At 70.7% G+C, this 18,636-nt stretch carries 10 protein-coding genes; 8 read left to right on the plus strand and 2 right to left on the minus strand.

From position 1 onward, the window contains the following. Nucleotides 1-4: 4 nt before the first annotated feature. On the plus strand, nucleotides 5-796 hold the full coding sequence (locus tag AB5T46_RS00665; protein WP_370561866.1) for an outer membrane protein OmpK: 792 nt from the start codon (nucleotides 5-7) through the stop codon (nucleotides 794-796). A 38-nt stretch (nucleotides 797-834) separates the two neighbouring features. Here AB5T46_RS00665 and ppa read toward each other — a convergent pair whose 3' ends face one another. Further along, entirely contained in the window at nucleotides 835-1,365 is a 531-nt protein-coding gene (gene ppa, locus AB5T46_RS00670; RefSeq protein ID WP_370562415.1) for an inorganic diphosphatase, read from the minus strand. A gap of 206 nt (nucleotides 1,366-1,571) precedes the next feature. Between ppa and AB5T46_RS00675 the strand changes: the two genes are divergently transcribed. After that, the gene (locus AB5T46_RS00675) at nucleotides 1,572-3,113 is read left to right on the plus strand and encodes a M91 family zinc metallopeptidase (RefSeq protein ID WP_370561868.1); all 1,542 of its coding nucleotides are present in this window, start codon (nucleotides 1,572-1,574) and stop codon (nucleotides 3,111-3,113) included. Nucleotides 3,114-3,235: 122 nt separating this feature from the next. Continuing rightward, on the plus strand, nucleotides 3,236-3,910 hold the full coding sequence (locus tag AB5T46_RS00680) for a hypothetical protein (RefSeq protein ID WP_370561870.1): 675 nt from the start codon (nucleotides 3,236-3,238) through the stop codon (nucleotides 3,908-3,910). A 234-nt stretch (nucleotides 3,911-4,144) separates the two neighbouring features. Here the strand turns inward: AB5T46_RS00680 and AB5T46_RS00685 are convergent, their stop codons facing one another. Continuing rightward, nucleotides 4,145-6,199, minus strand: a complete 2,055-nt coding sequence (locus tag AB5T46_RS00685) for a sodium-translocating pyrophosphatase (RefSeq protein WP_370561872.1) — start codon at nucleotides 6,197-6,199, stop codon at nucleotides 4,145-4,147. Nucleotides 6,200-6,679: 480 nt separating this feature from the next. On the opposite strand from AB5T46_RS00685, the gene AB5T46_RS00690 reads away from it, so the two are divergent. The 5 genes from AB5T46_RS00690 to rimK all read left to right on the plus strand — a co-directional run bounded on the left by AB5T46_RS00690 (nucleotide 6,680) and on the right by rimK (nucleotide 18,371). Beyond that, nucleotides 6,680-7,192: a hypothetical protein gene (locus AB5T46_RS00690; protein ID WP_370561874.1), complete on the plus strand. Its 513-nt coding sequence runs from the start codon at nucleotides 6,680-6,682 to the stop codon at nucleotides 7,190-7,192. A gap of 141 nt (nucleotides 7,193-7,333) precedes the next feature. Next, nucleotides 7,334-9,670 (plus strand): winged helix-turn-helix domain-containing protein, encoded by a 2,337-nt coding sequence (locus AB5T46_RS00695; protein WP_370561875.1) that lies wholly within the window; start codon nucleotides 7,334-7,336, stop codon nucleotides 9,668-9,670. Nucleotides 9,671-9,977: 307 nt separating this feature from the next. Further along, nucleotides 9,978-15,149 (plus strand): YadA-like family protein, encoded by a 5,172-nt coding sequence (locus AB5T46_RS00700; protein WP_370561876.1) that lies wholly within the window; start codon nucleotides 9,978-9,980, stop codon nucleotides 15,147-15,149. A gap of 109 nt (nucleotides 15,150-15,258) precedes the next feature. Continuing rightward, nucleotides 15,259-17,142 carry a S8 family peptidase gene (locus AB5T46_RS00705; RefSeq protein WP_370561878.1) on the plus strand — a complete coding sequence of 628 codons (1,884 nt, stop codon included), beginning with the start codon at nucleotides 15,259-15,261 and terminating at the stop codon, nucleotides 17,140-17,142. A 296-nt stretch (nucleotides 17,143-17,438) separates the two neighbouring features. Further along, a complete protein-coding gene (rimK, locus tag AB5T46_RS00710; RefSeq protein ID WP_370561879.1) occupies nucleotides 17,439-18,371 on the plus strand; it encodes a 30S ribosomal protein S6--L-glutamate ligase in 933 nt (310 codons plus the stop codon). The last annotated feature ends 265 nt before the right edge of the window (nucleotides 18,372-18,636 follow it).

An 18,636-nucleotide genomic window follows, 5' to 3' on the forward strand; every position in this document is an offset into this window, starting at 1 on the left:
CCACATGGCCGGTCGTGCTGTCGCCACCACACTCCTGCCCGTGCTTTTCATGTCGGGCTTGGCCGGCGTACCGCTGCCGGCCCGGTCCGGCGATGGCGTTGTCCAGTTCGTCGATACCAGCGTCTCGCTGCTGCATGGCTCCGGTTTCAAGGTCGAGCCGAAGACGCAGACCACGTTCACCATCGAGCAGGTCAGTGGTTGGTCGTTCGGCGACCTCTACTGGTTCGTCGACTCGCTCCACTATTCGCGTGACGATGGCGCCGGGCATCGCAGCAGCTGGTATGGCGAGTTTTCACCCCGGCTGAGCCTGGGCAAGCTCACCGGGCATCCATGGCGGGCCGGTCCGGTCGAGGACGTATTGATCGCGGCCACCTACGAACTGGGACGCGATCGCCGGACGACTGAGTCGGGCCTGTTGGGCGTGGGTTTCGACCTCGATGCGGCAGGGTTCGACTATCTGCAGGTCAACGTCTATGCGCGCAAGGATTTCCATCGCGGCGACTGGGACACCTGGCAGCTCACCGTGACCGGTGCGCGGCCGTTCACCGTGGGTCGACAGCGGTTCATGATCGATGGCTTTTTCGACTACGTCGCCCCTGGAGGCCCGCACAGCTGGAACCTGCACGTGGTCCCGCAGCTGAAGTGGGACCTGGGCCATGCACTGGGCCATGCCGACGGAAAGTTGTGGCTGGGTGTCGAGGTCGACCTGTGGTGGAACAAGTTCGGGATACCCGACAGCCGCGGATTCCCCACGGATCAGCGGACCGCCAGTCTCCTGCTTCGCCAACATTTTTGACGGGTATCGACAGGTTCCTGGTTGCGACCAGCCGGCGATCAGCCGTTGGCGTAGCGTTCGATCGCCTCGTTGAGGATCCGCTTGCCCTCGGCCGCGTCGCCCCAGCCGTCGATCTTCACCCACTTGCCCTTCTCCAGATCCTTGTAGTGCTCGAAGAAGTGGCCGATGCGCTCCAGCCAGTGCTGCGACACCTTGTCGAGATCATCGACGTGCGCGTAGCCGGCAAAGACCTTGTCGATCGGCACCGCGAGCAGCTTCTCGTCGCTGCCGGCCTCGTCGGACATCTTCAGCACGCCGACCGGGCGGCAGCGGATCACCGAGCCCGGGACCAGCGGCAGCGGCAGGATCACCAGCACGTCGGCAGGGTCGCCGTCGCCGCAGACCGTATGCGGCACGTAGCCGTAATTGCAGGGGTAGCGCATCGGCGTGGACAGCACGCGATCGACGAAGATCGCGCCGCTGGTCTTGTCGACCTCGTACTTGACCGGCTCGGCGTCCTTGGGGATTTCGATGATGACGTTGATTTCGTCCGGCGGGTTGTTGCCGGTGGGGACGTGGTCCAGGCCCATGCGGTACGGCTCCAGCAGTTGCGTGCGCGGCAGGCCGCGCACAGGGGATAAGGGAAGCCACGGCATTTTACGCGGCTTTTTGTTGCACCGCGGCACGGTCTCCTGCGCCCTCGGGTCGACCCCAGCATGGGGTACGCCCTAGCTTGGCCGGTTCCGTACCTTTGCGTATCTATACGTCACCGTACTGTTACCGCGCAGGCCCCGCCATGTCCATCAGCCTCGATTCCGCCACCAGTCCCACCGCGTCGCAGCCGACCCAGACCTACTGGGACAATGCAGCGCGCAACGAGGACCGGTTCGCCGAGGCGCCGCTGCAAGGCGAGGACATCGGCGCCGTCGACCCTTCCCGCGACAGTGCCACGGACGGCGCCGTCACCATCGACGGCAACGACGCCGGCTCGCCGCTGGCCGACCGCCGGACGCCCGACGGCAAGACCATCCGCAACGCCGAGCTGCACCAGGGGGAGCAGGCCACCGTCACCCGCGAGCAGACCGTCGCCAGCGCCGGTCCTTTCCAGACCTACGTCAGCAGCGACCAGGTGGTGTTCACCACCGGCGAAGGCGACGACGACGTCCAGGTCAGCCAGCGCGACGACGGCACCCTGGACATCGAGGTCAACGGCGAGAGCTATGAGGTCCGCCTGACCGAGCAGCAGGAACTGACCTTGCGCACCGGCGGCGGCAACGACACCATCGCGGCCGCATCCAACGTGACCGTCAACATGGTGGTCGATGGCGGCGCGGGCGAGGACCGCATCGCGACCGGCAACGGCGACGATCGCATCGACGGCGGCATCGGTGACGACGTGATCGAGAGCCTCGGCGGCCGCAACGACATCTTCGGCAATGCGGGCGACGACGAGATCCAGGGGGGCGCCGGGATCAACGTGGTCTACGGGGGAGACGGCGACGACGAGATCCGCGGGGGTGGCCAGGACGGCTATCTGGAAGGAGGGGCAGGCAACGACGAGATCCACGTCGGCGCGGGCGACGACATCGTCTCCGGGGGGCTGGGCGACGACGTGATCCATTCCGGCGCCGGCAGCAACGCGATCTATGCGGGCCAGGGGAAGGATACGGTCGAGGGCGCCACCGGCGCCGACACCGTCTACGCGCAGGCCAGCGACCTGATCAACGCCGCCACCGGCGCCAAGCCGACGGTGGTCAATGTCGAGATCGACGCCAGCGTCGGCACGCACGGCATCACCGTGACCGGATCCGACGCCTTCCGCCAGCGGGTCGAGGCGGAGATGGAGTTCCTGCGCTCATCGCCCAACGGGCAGCAGATGCTGGCCGAGTTCGATGCCGCCGCCGAGGCCAAGGGCAACACGGTGACGATCAAGGAGCTGGCCAACGAGCAGAACGGCTATGCGCAGACCTTCAGCAACGATGCCGACATCGTCAACGGTCGGCCGGGCGCCGGCGGCGACGTGGACATCAGCTACAACCCGTCCTTCCACATGGACGCCTTCCCGGCACCCGTCGTGGTGCTGTATCACGAGATGTCCCATGCCTACAACGGCGTCAACGGCACCTTCCAGCCAGGCACCTATGTCGGCGAAGGCCCGGATTCCGGCCGCGTGCCCAATGCCGAGCGCCAGGCGGTAGGCCTGGAGAGTTCCGCGGAACCCTTCGACTTCGACGGCAACCCGGACACGCCGCCCACCACCCACAACCCGATCCACCTGACCGAGAACGGCATCCGCCGCGAGCTCGGGTTGCCGGATCGTCCCAGCTACGCCTTGTGACCGACCGCTGAGCGGCGATCGCGACCTGCCACGGAAGGAGGGACGGGCGGCCCGCGTTCATCGCGGGTCGCTCGTCATCTATTAAGCTTCGGGCAGCGGCATCCGCCCGAGGGAGAAGCCGAATGTCCACGCGATTCCCGCGCCCCCGGCCGCGCCATGCCGCGGCATTCGTGCTGCTGAGCACGACGATGGCGTGCGCGCACGGCGTGCCGCCGGTGGGCGATGCCTCCGTCCAGACCTCCGCCGAGACCGCCGCCATGGCCCGTACCGAAGCCGCCAGCACCACCGTCGAGGGCGAGGGCGCCCGCCTCGAAGTCTCTTTCCGGGCGGCAGCCGGCGGTCCGCTGCAGGTGCATTATCGCGTGCACAACACCGCGGATGCCGACCTCGCCGTGTTCGACCGTGGCAACCGGCATGCGGTGCTGACCGGGCGACAGCATGGCGGCGCGGTCGGTGCCCCGACCTTTCGCGAGGACGGCGACGACGTCACCCTGAGCCACGTCGCGCTGCCGCTGGCGCAGCCGACGCCGACCGTGCCGCCGGTACCGCTGGCGGCGAAGCTCGCGGCCGGCGAGACGCTCGAAGGCGCGTTCGCCTTCACCGCGCCGACCGCCGAAGCGCCGAAGCGGATGCGCTGGTGCCTGGGCGTGGCGCCGTTCGACGAGGCCGACTTCAGCGCGCCCGAAGAGGTCGACGGAGTCGAAGTCTGGCAGGCGTCGTTCGCGCTGGCGGAGCGGCAGCAGACGCTGTGCACCCCGTGGTTCGATCTCTCCAGCGGAGTATTCGCGCCCGACTGAGCCTGCGCGGAAGAAGGCAAGTGGGTTCTTTGGGAATGATCGGCGACTTCCACATTGTCGCGAGGCCGTCGTTTCCAGTACCTGTTTGAATCATTAATGCTCTTGCTCAACGACAGCGAGAACGTGTCCAGTGCAAACGGGTGAAGAGCCATAAAAAACACGGCGGCCATGAGGCCGCCGTGTTCGTGCATGCCATACGAGTTCTCGGCGCAGGGCGCGATGCAGGTTGCGTCGCTACAGCAACGGCACGAGCAGCAGCGCGACGATGTTGATGATCTTGATGAGGGGGTTGATGGCCGGGCCGGCGGTGTCCTTGTAGGGATCGCCGACGGTGTCGCCGGTGACCGCGGCCTTGTGCGCCTCCGAGCCCTTGCCGCCGAAGTTGCCGTCCTCGATGTACTTCTTGGCGTTGTCCCAGGCGCCGCCGCCGGTGGTCATCGAAATGGCCACGAACAGGCCGGTGACGATGGTGCCGATCAGCAGGCCGCCCAGCGCCTCCGGGCCCAGCAGCAGGCCGACGACGATCGGCACCGCCACCGGCAGCAGCGACGGCACGACCATCTCCTTGATCGCCGACTTGGTCAGCATGTCGACGGCGCGCGAGTAGTCCGGCTTGGCGGTGCCTTCCATGATCCCGGGGATCTCGCGGAACTGGCGTCGCACCTCCTCGACCACCGAACCGGCGGCGCGGCCCACGGCCTCCATCGCCATCGCCCCGAACAGGTACGGGATCAGGCCGCCGATCAACAGGCCGATGATCACCATGTGGTTGGAGAGGTCGAAGGTCGGCGCCACGTACGCCACCCCGTCCGCCAGCGCCCTGGCGGCGCCGACGGTGTCGAGGTTGTGGGTGTAGTCGGCGAACAGCACCAGCGCCGCCAGCGCGGCCGAACCGATCGCGTAGCCCTTGGTCACCGCCTTGGTGGTGTTGCCGACCGCGTCCAGCGGGTCGGTCACGGCGCGTACCTCCGGGGGCAGCTCCGCCATCTCGGCGATGCCGCCGGCATTGTCGGTGATCGGGCCGTAGGCGTCGAGCGCCACGATCATGCCGGCCATCGACAGCATCGCGGTGGCGGCGATGGCGATGCCGTACAGGCCGCCCAGCAGGTGGCAGGCCCAGATCGCGATGCACACCGCGATCACCGGCAGCGCCGTCGACTTCATCGAGATGCCGAGCCCGGCGATGATGTTGGTGCCGTGGCCCGTGGTCGAGGCGGACGCCACGTGCTGCACCGGCTTGTACTGGGTGCCGGTGTAGTACTCGGTGATCCAGACGATGGCGCCGGTCAGGATCAAGCCGATCAGCGCGCAGATGTAGAGGTTCGTCGCGCCGTGGCTGTTGTCGGCCATCAGTTCGGCGGTGATCGGGTAGTACAGGATCGCGGCAATCACGCCGGAGACGATCACGCCCTTGTAGAGCGCGCCCATGATCGAGCCGCCCGGCTTCACCTTGACGAAGAACGCGCCGATGATCGAGGCGATGATCGAGGCGCCGCCGAGCACCAGCGGATACAGCGGACCGTTGCTGCCGACCTCGGTGACCATCAGGTAGCCGAGCAACATGGTGGCGATCACGGTGACCGCATAGGTCTCGAACAGGTCGGCGGCCATGCCGGCGCAGTCGCCGACGTTGTCGCCGACGTTGTCGGCGATCACCGCCGGGTTGCGCGGGTCGTCCTCGGGGATGCCGGCCTCGACCTTGCCGACCAGGTCGGCGCCGACGTCGGCGCCCTTGGTGAAGATGCCGCCGCCCAGGCGCGCGAAGATCGAGATCAGCGACGAGCCGAAGGCCAGGCCGACCAGCGCGTGCAGCGCGTCTTCGCCCGACATGCCCATGGCGTTGAGCGCCACCCAGTAGCCGGCCACGCCGAGCAGGCCCAGGCCGACCACCAGCATGCCGGTGATCGCGCCGCCGCGGAAGGCGACGTCCATCGCCGGGCCGATGCCGTTGCGCGCCGCCTCGGCGGTGCGCACGTTGGCCCGCACCGAGACGTTCATGCCGATGTAGCCGGCGGCGCCCGACAGCACCGCGCCGAGCAGGAAGCCGATCCCCGTGGCCCAGTTGAGGAATACGCCCACCAGCAGGAACAGCACCGCGCCGGCGATCGAGATCGTCATGTACTGGCGGTTGAGGTAGGCGTGCGCGCCTTCCTGGATCGCACCGGCGATCTCCTGCATGCGCGCGTTGCCGGCCGGCTGCCGGTTGATCCAGCGCGCCGAAATCACGCCATAGAGAATCGCGACGACCGCGCATGCGAGCGCCAGCCACAAACCGTATTGCTCCAGCATGAAACCCCTCCCAGAGTGAATGCCTAGACGAACAGTGGTGCGGTGATGATCCCCCCTGCGCCCGGAACTGGCCGGTCGTATCGCAGCGATGAAGACCTGCCTGTCGCGCGAGCCCGCCGACTATGGCACACGGCCGCGGACAGGCCAAACCGCTGGCCGGTCGGCGCTGTCCGGCCCGCGGCCGGCACCGTGCCGGATGCGAAGTTCGCCTACGCGTGCCGCATTCCCGGCTTGTCGAAATCCACCCGGAAGGCCGCCTGGATACGACGATGGCGCGTCTGGCGCGGGCCTTGCATTTCCGTCCGGCCCGGCAGCGGCGTGGGCATCGGGTCAGGGTGGCCCCGCAAGTCGCTCCCCGATACTCGCTTTGTTGCGGGGCCACCCTGACCCGATGGTGCCGACCTCGCGGCATCTGCGTCGTGGCGTTCGATTCAGCCGGCCCGTGGCAGGCTGCATCGCTGCATCGATGGAGTCCCCGCCATGTGCCGCTTCGCTTCCGTCCTTTTCGTTTCGCTGACAGTCGTGCCGGTCGCGCTGGCTGCCGACGGGCAGGCGCCCGAGATCGAGCGCGAGACCGCGCCGCCGCAGGCCGTCGGTGCCGCGCACACGCTGCGGCAGATTCCGGAGGCCTGCGCGCGGATCGAGGGCGTGTTCACCGGTCAGGCCGAGCCGCCGTACCGGTTCTCGGTCAAGCAGACCAGTCCCGGTTGCCAGCCACGGGCGCGGCTGGTCAATGCCGACGAGGTACAGCCGGATCCCGATGACGGCTGGCTGCTCAACGATGTGGTGCGCATCCCCAGTGCCGCCTGCCCGTCGCAGCAGGCGGTGGCGCGGATCTGGCGCAAGCCCGCGGCCGCATCGCTGCAGACCGACGCGCAGGGCCGGGCGCGTATTTATCTCGACGAAGCGCGCGCGCAGGCCGACACCGGGCAGGTGCCGCAGCCGGAACTCTACGCCGCGCAGCTGCGGGTCGAGGGCGACGGCTGCGACTAGCGAAGGCGTGTCGCGCCTGTCGGGCGCGGACGCCAGGCGCCTGGGTCATACTAGGGAGCCTCCGGTCGGTGCCCGACCGTCGGCAACCTGTCTCCCGATAGCCATGCCGTCGGCGGGCGATCTCCGCCGGCCGTATGATCCATGTCGAGTACTGCCTACCGTTTCTGCGAATACCTACTCGATTGCCGCGCGCGCGAACTGCGTCATCGCGGCGAGGTGGTCGCGCTGCCTGCGCGCGTGTTCGAGTGCCTGCAAACCCTGATCGAGCATCGGGAGCGCGCGGTCGGGCGCGATGAACTGGCGCACGCCATCTTCGCCCGCGACAACGTCTCCGATGCGCAGCTGAGCCAGATCGTGCTGCGGGCGCGGCGCGTGGTCGGCGACGACGGCCAGGAGCAGCGGCTGATCCGCACGGTGCCGCGCTACGGGTTCCGCTGGGTGGCGGAAGTCGAGGCCTTGCAGGTCGCGGAAGAGACGGCGACGGCGCCCGGACCGGCGGTGCCCCGGAGCGATGCGCCGGAGGCGGCGGCCTTGCAGGTGTTCCCGGAGTCGGACCTGACGCCACCGCGGCAACGCCGGATCCTGACCGTTCTTGCATCGATCGCGATCGTGTTGACGGCGGGCGCCTGGTGGGCGGTGTCGCAGCGGGAGCGAGCGGCTCCCGTCGTCGACGCCGGTGCCGGGGCGCGACCCACCGCCGCGCTGATCGTGCTGCCGACGACGGTGGAGGGGCCGCGGGCCGCGGCCTGGGCGCGCCTGGGACTGATGGATTTCATCGGCGACCGGCTGCGCCGTAACGGCCTGCCGGTGGCGTCGAGCGAAAGCGTGCTCTCGCTGCTGCACGGAAAGGAGCGCGACGTGGTGGCCGGCCAGCTGCGCCGCGCCGCGGGCGAGGGCTGGATCATCAGCAGCCGCGCCCGGCATCGCAAGCAGGGCTGGCGCGTCGAACTCACCGCCGACGGCAACGACGGCGGCTCGCGGCGCGCCGCCGGTGAGCACGCCGACCTGCTGCAGGCCGCCGACCAGGCCAGCGGCCGGTTGCTGGCCGCGCTGGGACGCAACGACAGCGGCGCGGGCATCGACCTCAGCCTCGCCGAGCGACTGCAGCGCGCGCAGGCGGCGATGCTGGGCAACGAACTCGACACCGCGCGCCGGATCCTGCAGGACGCGCCGGAACTGCAGCGCAACGAACCGCAGCTGCGGCTGCGGCTGGCGCAGGTGGATTTCCGCGCCGGCAAGCATGACGAAGCGCTGGTCGAAGTGGACCGCCTGCTGCGCACCGCCGCCGCGAGCGACGACCCGATGTTCCGCGCGCGCGCGCTGCTGGTGCGCGGCGCCATCTGCGTGCGCCTGGATCGCTACGCCGAGGGCGAGCGCAACTATTCGGCGGCGATCGGCCTGCTCGACCCCGACGAGCACGTGTCGCTGCTGGGGGGCGCGCTCAACGGCCGCGGCGTGACCCGGGCCGCGCTGGGCAAGTTCGCCGGTGCGCTGGAGGACCTGGGGCGGGCGCGCATCCTGCTGGCGCGTACCGGCGACCTGCTGTCGGTGGCGCGGGTCGACGCCAACCTCGGCCACCTCGAGGGCGAGCGCGGCCGGCCCGCGCAGTCGCTCGAATACCTGGGCAAGGCGGCGGCGGAGTTCCGGCGCTTCGGCGCCATCCATGAGCTGGTGGCGATGCATTCGGCGCTGGCGGTCACCCATCTGCGGCTGCTGCAGCCGGACCAGGCGCGCGCCGCGGCCGAGCAGGCCTGGGCGCTGCGCGAACAGGTGAGCGACGTCACCCTGGCAACCAATGTCGCGCTCGGCCATGCCGAGGTGATGATCCGCGAGGGCCGGTTCGAGGCCGCGCGCGCGCTGCTGGACGAGTACGGCGGCGGGCCGGTGCTGCCGGGCGACTTCCATCGCAACGACGCACTGCAGGCGGAACTGGCCTGGCGCAGCGGCGATCCGGCGCGGACGATCGCGATCGTCGATGCCGCCCTGCAGGACTGGGCGCCCGAGACCTGGCCGTCGCGCCTGCGCTGGATGCAGTGGCTGCGGCAGCAGGCGGCGCTGCAGATCGACCGGCCGTTGCGCGACGACATCCTGGTCGGCGCCGATGCCGGCGTGACCGGGCGCCTGCTCGAGGCACTCGCGGCCCGCGCGCAGGGCCGCGACGACGATGCCGAACGCAGCTACCGCGCCGCCGTGGCGCAGGCCGAGCAGGACGGGGTGCCCGGCGACATCGCGCAGGCGGTGCTCGCCTATGCGCCCTGGCTGATCGAGCGCGGCGACCTGGCCGAGGCCACTGCCCTGGTCGGACGGGTCGCACCGTGGACGCGTCGCGATTTCGACCTTGCCCTGCTGCAGGCACGGCTGTTCCATGCCCTGGGCCAGACCGAATCCCTGGAGGCGGCGCTGCAGGACGCGCAGCGCCTGGCGGGCGAGCGCCGGATCCCGGAAACGCTGCGCGAGCCGCCGGACGCCGCACGCTAGATTCTCTGCCCTCGGCAGCCCCGAGTGCCGCGCCGCAGGCCCGGAGCGGGCCTCGTCATGTCCGGATCGCATCGCGGCGGCGGCGGACGCATGCCCCGCCGAGGGTGCCAACCCCCTGATTGTGCGGGGATAAACGTCGAGATAAAGCGGTTGTCATCGAATTGGAATGGCATCCGCGCCCGCTTGCTGCCAAGCATCGACGGCTGCGGACCGCGACCGACAGGCGCGGCCGTGGGCGGGGCCGGCGTTACCCATGCAGTGCCCCGCCTTCCCGATTTCCGGATCCCCCTGGAGGAGAGAGCACGAGATGAAGCGTACGACCCTGGCGCTCGCCATTGCCGCCCTGATCGCCACCGCGCCCGCCGCGGCGACAGGCCTCCAGCGTTCCACGGCCGCCGGCACGACATGCGGGCCGGAGGCCGATACCGATTTTTACGCCCAGGAGTGCGACAGCGGCGCCGCGGGCGCCGTCGCGACGGTCCGGGGCGACAGCGACGCGCCCGCGCCGGCCGCGGCCGAAGGGGTGAGCTATTTCCAGGCGGACGGCGCCGGCGACGGCAGCGACGCCGCCCTGGCCAGCGGCGCCGGTGCGCTCGCGGCCGGCGCGGGCAGCGCCGCGATCGCCGACGACGCCAGCGCCAGTGGCCACTACAGCCAGGCCTGGGGCCGCGAGAGCAGCGCCTATGGCGCCAACAGCTGGGCCGATGCCGACCACGCCACCGCGCTCGGCGCCGGCAGTTCCGCATTCGCGGTCGGGACCACGGCGGTCGGCACCGGCGCCTTCGCATCGGGGGCGTCGGCCACCGCCGGCGGTTACGGCAGTTCCGCCACCGGCGAGTACAGCGCCGCCTACGGCGCCGGCAGCCAGGCCAGCGGCCGCGGCGGTACCGCGATCGGCGGGCAGATGACCGTGTTCGACGTGGAGAGCGGCGAGGAGCAGCAGTGGTCGACCGTCGCCTCCGGACAAGAGAGCACCGCGCTCGGTTCCGCCGCGCGCGCGACCCGCTACGGCGCCACCGCCGCCGGTGCGCTCGCCCAAGCGCACGGCGAGGAGTCCACCGCGGTCGGCATGGGTGCCAACGCGCGCGGACACTGGAGCGTGGCGGTCGGCGGAGGCGCCTACGCGTTCGACAACTTCAGCGTGGCGATCGGTGCGTCGGCGGTGGCACTGGGTCCGCGCGGCATCGCCATCGGCGGACAGACCTTCGACGACCTCGGCACTGCGGTCGGGCACCTGGCGGAGAGCCAGGGCGAGGGCGCCAGCGCTTTCGGCGGCGACGCGATGGCGGCGGCCGGGCAAGCCTCGGCGCTGGGCGCCGGAAGCCGGGCGATGGCGGCCGGCAGCGTCGCCCTGGGCGCGGGTTCGATCGCAGAGCGCGAGAACACCGTTTCGGTTGGTGCAGCCGGCATGGAGCGGCAGGTCGTCAACGTCGCCGCCGGCACCGAGGGCACCGATGCGGTGAACCTTGACCAGTTGAGCGCCGCGACCGAGGACAACCGCTATCTCGCCGCCAGCGGCGGTCCGGACAACGAGCAGGAGGCAGCGGTCGAAGGCGACTACGCCACCGCGGTGGGTTCGGCCGCCTATGCGGTCGGTCTCGGTGCCTCGGCGTTCGGCAGCGGCGCCTTCGCGATGGGCGAGTACGCGACCGCTGGCGGCTTCAACAGCCTGGCCTCGGGCCAGTGGAGTACCAGCTACGGCGTCGGCAGCCAGGCCACCGGCGACAGCGCGGTCGCCATCGGCGGGCAGATGGTGGTGATCAACGGTAGCACCTGGGAAGAGGAGATCTGGTCGACCGAGGCCTCCGGCCAGGAAAGCACCGCCGTCGGCACCGCCGCCCGCGCCACCAGCTACGGCAGCACGGCGCTGGGCGTGGTGTCGGAGGCCAGCGGCGAGAGCGCCACCGCGCTCGGCCAGGCCAGCACCGCGCGCGGCGACCAGAGCGTCGCCATCGGCGGCCAGGCGCGCGCCTACGACGTGTTCAGCACCGCGGTGGGCAGCTGGTCGCAGGCGCGCGGCCCGCGCAGCACCGCGCTCGGCGTGGGCGCGTTCGCCGAGGGCGACAGCAGCCTGGCGCTGGGCGGCCAGGCCGCCGTCGGCGGCTATCAAAGCGTGGCGCTGGGCTGGAACAGCATCGTCTTTCCCGGCACCGATACCAGCATGGCGCTGGGGCCGCATTCGCAGGTCGCCATTGGCGCCGACAATGCCGTCGCGCTGGGCAGCTACTCGTATGCGGACCGGCCCAATTCGGTTTCGGTCGGCACGCCGGCACGCATCCACGACGGCGTGATCCCGGTCGAGGTTGCGGCGATCGATCGCCAGATCACCCATGTCGCCGCCGGCACCGAGGCCACCGACGCGGTGAACCTGGACCAGTTGCAGGAAGCCACCGCGAGCAACCGCTACTTCGCCGCGCGCGGCGACGACGAGAACGACCAGGTCGCCGCGGCCGACGGCGACTTCTCCACTGCGGCCGGCTCGGGCGCGTACGCGGCCGGGCTGGGTGCGTCGGCCTTCGGCAGCGGCGCGTTCGCACTGGGCCGGAACGCCACCGCCTCCGGCTTCAACAGCGTGGCATCCGGCGACATGAGCGCCGCCTACGGCGCCAGCAGCGAGGCCGCCGGCACCAGCAGCACCGCGCTGGGCGGACAGCTGACGGTGTTCGACATGGAAACCGGCGAGGACGTGACCTGGTCGACCGTGGCTTCCGGGCAGGACGGCACCGCCGTCGGTTCGGCGGCGCAGGCTACCGGAAGCGGCACCGTCGCTCTGGGCGTGATTGCCCGGGCTTCGGGCCAGTCGGCGGTCGCGATCGGTGCCGCGAGCCATGCCGCGGGTGACTGGAGCATGTCCATGGGTGCCAACTCCCAGGCCGACGGCGTGCACGCTGTCGCGCTGGGCAACCGGGCGAAGGCATACGGCGACCGCAGCGTCGCCGTCGGCAGCAGCGCGGTGGCGTACGACGAGTCGAACACCGCGGTCGGGCAGCATTCCGGCGCCGCGGGCGCGCAGTCCAGCGCCTTCGGTCGGCAGGCCAAGGCGCGCGTCACGCACGCGACGGCGCTGGGTGCGGAGACCGACGTGCTGGCGACCAACGCCGTGGCCCTGGGCGCCTACTCGGTGGCCGATCGTGAAGGCACGGTATCCGTGGGTGCGGCGAATGGTTATCGCGACAGCCACGGCAATTGGGTGGAGGCGTTCGATCGCCAGATCACCAATGTCGCCGCCGGCACCGAGGCTACCGACGCGGTGAATATGGGCCAGCTCGAGGAAGCGACTGCAAGCAACCGTTATTTCGTCGCGCGCGGCGATGCCGAAAACAATCAGGCCGCCGCGGCCGACGGCGATTTCTCCACCGCAGCCGGTTCCGGTGCGTACGCGGCCGAGTTGGGTGCGTCCGCCTTTGGCAGCGGCGCGTTCGCGATGGCGCAGAAGACCACCGCGACCGGCTTCAACAGCGTCGCCGATGCCGACTATGCCAGCGCCTTCGGCGCGGGCAGCGAGGCGACCGCCGACAGCGCCACCGCGATCGGGGGACATCTCTACGTGATGAACGGCGAGACCTGGGAAATGGAGGAGTTCGCCACGGTCGCCTCCGGCCGCGAAAGCACCGCGGTCGGCGCCGGTGCCCGCGCGCTGGAATACGCCTCGACCGCGGTCGGCGCCGGCGCCTATGCCGGCGGCGAAATGGCGGTTGCGATCGGCGGCAGCGCGCGTGCCGACCGCAGCACGGCAGTCGGCGTGATGTCGGTGGCGGCGGGGGAGTTCGCCACCGCGTTCGGCGAAGGCTCGACCGCCGCCGCGATCCGCACGCTTGCCGTCGGCAGCGGCAGCGGGGCGTTCGGCGAGAGCTCGACGGCGGTCGGGCAGGTGGCGCGCGCCTACGGCGAAGAAAGCGTTGCGCTCGGTTTCCGCAGCCAGGCCGACGGCCTGTCCAGCATGGCGCTGGGCGTGGACGCCTGGGCGACGGCGGACAACAGCGTCGCGCTGGGGCGCGGCGCCATTGCGGCCCGCGAGAACACGGTCTCGGTCGGCAGCGAAGGCGCCGAGCGCCAGGTCGTCAACGTCGCCGCCGGCACCGCGGGCACCGATGCGGTGAACCTCGATCAGCTGAGCGCCGTCGCCGACGAGATCGGGCATATCAGCGAGAACGCGATCACCTACGACGACGACAGCCACGACCGCGTCACGTTCGACGGCGCGCAGGGCACCGTTCTGACCAATGTCGCGGCGGGCGAGGTGTCGGAGGAGAGCACCGACGCGGTCAACGGCAGCCAGCTGTTCGAGACCAACGAACGCGTCGGGGTGGTCGAGGGCCGGGTGGACGGCATGGAGGACCGCATCGGCGACATCGAGGGCGTGGCCGTGAACGCGGTGACCTACGACGACGACAGCCACGACCGCATCAGCCTCGACGGCGAGGGCGGCACCCGGCTGGGCAATGTCGCCGCGGGGGCGATCAAGGCCGCCAGCCGCGATGCGGTGAACGGCGGGCAGGTGCACGCGGCGATGGATTCGGTCGCCACCGCCTTCGGCGGCGGCACGGTGGTGGACGCCAACGGCAAGTTGATCGGATCGGTGTTCTCCGTCCAGGGCAGCTACTACGGCAACGTCGGCGACGCCCTCGGCGCGCTCGACGGTGCGCTGTCGGGGCTCGACAGCCGGGTCGGAGCGCTGGAGCAAGGTGGCCACGGAAACGGAAACGGAAACGGAAACGGAAACGGAAACGGAAACGGAAACGGAAACGGCAGCGGCAACGGCAGCGGCAAGGGCCTCGCGGTCGGCAACTCCAGCGTCGCCGCCGACGACAACGACACCGCGATCGGCAACGGTGCGAGGGTGGATGCCGAGAACAGCACCGCGGTGGGCAGCGCCGCAGCGATCTCGGTGGAGGCGACCAACGCGGTCGCGGTCGGCGCCGACGCGAATGTCGAGGCCGCCTCGGGCACGGCCGTCGGCCAGGGCGCCAGCGTCACCGCCGAAGGTTCGGTAGCGCTGGGGCAAGGATCCGTCGCGGACCAGGCCAATACGGTCTCGGTCGGCAGCGCCGACAACCAGCGGCGCGTCACCAACGTCGCCGAGGGCGTCGACGACAGCGATGCGGCCAACGTGGCGCAGGTCGACGCCGGCGACGCGCGCACGCTGAACCAGGCCAAGGCCTACACCGACGAGCAGTTCGCCGCCTGGGAGGACAACTTCACCTCGCTGCGCGGCGAGATCGACGAGCGCTTCCGCCACCAGGATCGCCGCATCGACCGCATGGGCGCGATGAGCGGCGCCTATGCCGGCATGGCGCTCAACACCGCCGGACTCGCCGGGCAGAACCGCGTCGGCGTCGGCGTCGGCGCCCAGGGCGGCGAGCAGGCGATCGCGGTCGGTTACCAGCGCGCGCTCGGCAACCGCGCCAGCATTTCGTTCGGCGGCGCGGTGTCCGGCGGCGAGAGCAGCGTCTCGGCCGGCGCCGGCTTCAGCTGGTAATGCGCGGCCTTCGCCGAACGAACGGATCCGCGCGTGCCTCGATGCGCGCGGATTCCCCAGTCCTCTGCCGGGAGATGCTTCCCCCCGGCGCAGACCCGGAGTGATCCCGATGTCCGATCCGACCAAGCGCTTTCCCCTCGCATGTCTCGCCGCCGCCGTGGGGTTGTCTTTGTCCGCGCATGCGGCCGTCGCGGCCGAGGGCGGCACGATGCTGCCGCGGACACAGGCGGCATCGCTGCAGGACGCCGGCATTGCCCAGCGCCACCAGCGCTTCGTCGTCCGCTACCGCGACGGCGCGGCACCCGCGCGCGATCCGCGGGCGGCGCAAGACAGCCTGGACGCGGCGCTCGCGCGCAGTGGGTTGGCGGCTGCCCCGGCAACGGGACCTGCCGGCGCGCTGCGCGCCTCGCTGCTGCGCCACACCGCCGGCGGCGCGGTCGTCGTGCGCACCTCGTCGCCGCTCGATCGCGTGCAGGCCGAGCGCTTCGTCGAGCAGCTGGCGGCGGATCCGACGGTGGAGTACGCGGGGATCGACCGCCTGCTCGCGCATGCCGGCCTGGTCGCCACGGACGGCTCCGTGTCGGCGACACCGGACGATCCGGACTTCGTCGAACTGCAGTGGCATCTGCACGGCTACGCCGGCGGCGTCCACGCCACCGGGGCCTGGCAGCGCGCGACCGGCGACGGCGTGGTGGTCGCGGTGCTCGACACCGGGGTCACCGCGCATCCGGACCTCGACGCCAACATGCTCGAAGGCTATGACTTCATCACCGACCCGGTGCTCTCGCGCCGCGACAGCGCCGACCGCGTGCCCGGCGGTCTCGATCCCGGTACCTGGAACGACGATCCGGACGTCTGCGGGATCATGCCCAGTTCCTGGCACGGCACCCATGTCGCCGGCACGGTGGCGCAGGCGACCGGCAACGGCATCGGCCTGGCCGGCGTGGCGCCGGACGCGAAGGTGCTGCCGATGCGCGTGCTGGGGCGCTGCGGATTCGGCTATGATTCGGACATCGCCGACGCGATCGTCTGGGCCTCCGGCGGCAGCGTCGAAGGCGTGCCGGACAATCCGGACCCGGCCGAGGTGATCAACCTCAGCCTGTCGGGCTGGTACACCTGTGAGGCGGACTCGCCGATGCAGACGGCGATCGACACCGCGGTCGGCAACGGTAGCCTCGTGGTGGTCGCCGCCGGCAATTCCAATTGGTACCAGGACGTGGCGGCAGTCACGCCGGGCGGCTGCGCCAACGTCGTCACCGTGGCGGCGACCGGCCGCGAAGGCGACATCAGCTACTACACCAACGTCGGCGCCGGCGTGGACCTGTCCGCGCCCGGCGGCGACATCGTCTACGACCAGTTCAGCTACATCTGGCAGGCCTGGCACGACAGCCCCGAGGGCCCGGTGCCGGGCGGCGCCAGCTATGCGGGGATGATGGGCACCTCGATGGCGGCGCCGCACGTGGCCGGTGTCGCCGCGCTGGTGCAGAGCGTCGCGGAGACGCCGCTGCCGCCGCAGCAGTTGCACGACCTGCTGGTCTCGTCGGCACGACCCTTCCCCTGGCCGATCCAGATTCCGCGGGACCGGCTGATGGGCGCCGGCATCGTCGATGCGCATGCCGCCGTCTCGGCGGTTCTGGATCCGCCGTGCGATCCGGGCGAGCCCTGCGACCGGCCGCTCGTGCCGATGCCGGTCTACAACCGGCAGCCCATGGCCGGACTGGCCAGCCGCGCGGGCGAGGCGCTGCTGTTCTCGCTGGAGATTCCAGCGGGGACGGGGCCGCTGAGCCTGGCGACGCATGGCGGGATCGGCGACGCCGACCTGCGGGTCCGGCACGGCGAGCCGCCGACGCTGGACACGGCCGATTTCCGCAGCCGTCGCCGCGGCACCAACGCCGAAACGGTCCGGATCATGCGGCCGCAGCCCGGCACCTACTACATCCAGGTCGTCGGCGCGCGCAGCTTCGACGGCGTGATCCTGGACGTGCGCCACTAGTTTCCCGGCCGCCTGCCGTCGCGCCGCGCATCCGCGCGCGCGGTGGCAGGCGGTTCTTTTTATTCGATCGATCTTCGCCTTCGCCGCGCCTTGTCGGTCCGCAATCGCGACGTGCCGCCGCCCGCCGTCATTGGGGCGACCGGGATACGCCACGCCCCGTTTCCCCGCTTGCGGGGCGGGAACGGATCACGGGATACCCCGGCGCATGCATCGGTGACGGCCATCGGGCGCGCGCTCGGACGCGGCGTTGCGGTATAACGGCGGCCCGGATCCCGCCAGGATCACGATCGCCGCCCATGAAGCTCGCCATCCTCTCGCGCAACAGCAAGCTGTACTCGACCCGGCGCCTGGTCGAAGCCGCGCGGGCGCGCGGCCACAGCGTGCGGGTGTTGGATCCGTTGCGCTGCTACATGCGGATCGCGGCGGACGGATTCTCGATGCACTACAAAGGGCGGCCGGTCGCCGGCTACGACGCGGTGATCCCGCGGATCGGCGCATCCGTGATGCGCTACGGCAACGCCGTGCTGCACCAGTTCGAACTGATGGGCACCTACACGCCCAATCCCTCCGCGGCGATCGCACGCGCACGCGACAAGCTGCGCTGTCACCAGCTGCTCGCGGCCCAGGGCATCGACCTGCCGGCGACGGTGTTCGGCGACAACCCCGACGACACCGCGGACCTGCTGTCGATGCTCGGCCCGCCGCCGCACGTGATCAAGCTCAACGAGGGCACCCAGGGCGCCGGGGTGATGTTGACCGAAAAGCCGTCGGCTTCGCGCGGCGTGATCGAGGCGCTGCGCGGGCTGTACGCCAATTTCCTGGTGCAGGAGTTCGTGGCCGAGGCCGAGGGGCGCGACCTGCGCTGCCTGGTGGTCGGCGAGCGCGTGGTCGCGGCGATGCAGCGGGAGGCGCCGCCGGGCGACTTCCGCTCCAACCTGCACCGTGGCGGCAGCGGCCACGCGGCGCTGCCGTCGCGGGACGAGCAGGCGGTGGCGATCCGCGCCGCGCAGGCGCTGGGACTGGGCGTGGCCGGCGTCGACCTGATCCGCTCGCGGCGCGGGCCGCTGGTGCTCGAGGTCAACGCCTCGCCGGGGCTGGAGGGGGTCGAGGCGGTCACCGGCACCGATGTCGCCGGGCAGATCGTCGAGTTCGTGGCCGCGACCGTCGGCGGCCAGGTCCGGAGCGACGGGCGGAAACCGCGGCAGTCCTCCCGATTAACCCGAAAGTAACAGCCCGCTTAACGGTGGTTTAATCGTGCCGGGCGTAGCGTGCGCAGTCCGCAATCTGCTTGCCTCCTGTTCCGTTCCAACCAGTCAGTCGGCAGATTACGGGCAATCGGGCAATACTCATTGACCCAGGCGATGATTTCGCCTGGGTCCTTTGTATCCACGGTACGGACGAGGCCGGCTTCGCACCGGCTTTGTGCCAGAATCTGTCGATCACGGGAAACCAGCCGCCGTTTCTCCGGTCCAACGGCGACACCGTCTCCCGCCC

The sequence above is a fragment of the Luteimonas salinilitoris genome (genome assembly GCF_041300785.1).
Taxonomy (GTDB): domain Bacteria; phylum Pseudomonadota; class Gammaproteobacteria; order Xanthomonadales; family Xanthomonadaceae; genus Luteimonas; species Luteimonas salinilitoris.

Coding starts and splice junctions, on each gene's coding strand:
- AB5T46_RS00665 (WP_370561866.1), top strand. CDS start 5: ATGGCCGGTCGTGCTGTCGCCACCACACTCCTGCCCGTGCTTTTCATG.
- ppa (WP_370562415.1), bottom strand. CDS start 1,365: ATGGGCCTGGACCACGTCCCCACCGGCAACAACCCGCCGGACGAAATC.
- AB5T46_RS00675 (WP_370561868.1), top strand. CDS start 1,572: ATGTCCATCAGCCTCGATTCCGCCACCAGTCCCACCGCGTCGCAGCCG.
- AB5T46_RS00680 (WP_370561870.1), top strand. CDS start 3,236: ATGTCCACGCGATTCCCGCGCCCCCGGCCGCGCCATGCCGCGGCATTC.
- AB5T46_RS00685 (WP_370561872.1), bottom strand. CDS start 6,199: ATGCTGGAGCAATACGGTTTGTGGCTGGCGCTCGCATGCGCGGTCGTC.
- AB5T46_RS00690 (WP_370561874.1), top strand. CDS start 6,680: ATGTGCCGCTTCGCTTCCGTCCTTTTCGTTTCGCTGACAGTCGTGCCG.
- AB5T46_RS00695 (WP_370561875.1), top strand. CDS start 7,334: ATGTCGAGTACTGCCTACCGTTTCTGCGAATACCTACTCGATTGCCGC.
- AB5T46_RS00700 (WP_370561876.1), top strand. CDS start 9,978: ATGAAGCGTACGACCCTGGCGCTCGCCATTGCCGCCCTGATCGCCACC.
- AB5T46_RS00705 (WP_370561878.1), top strand. CDS start 15,259: ATGTCCGATCCGACCAAGCGCTTTCCCCTCGCATGTCTCGCCGCCGCC.
- rimK (WP_370561879.1), top strand. CDS start 17,439: ATGAAGCTCGCCATCCTCTCGCGCAACAGCAAGCTGTACTCGACCCGG.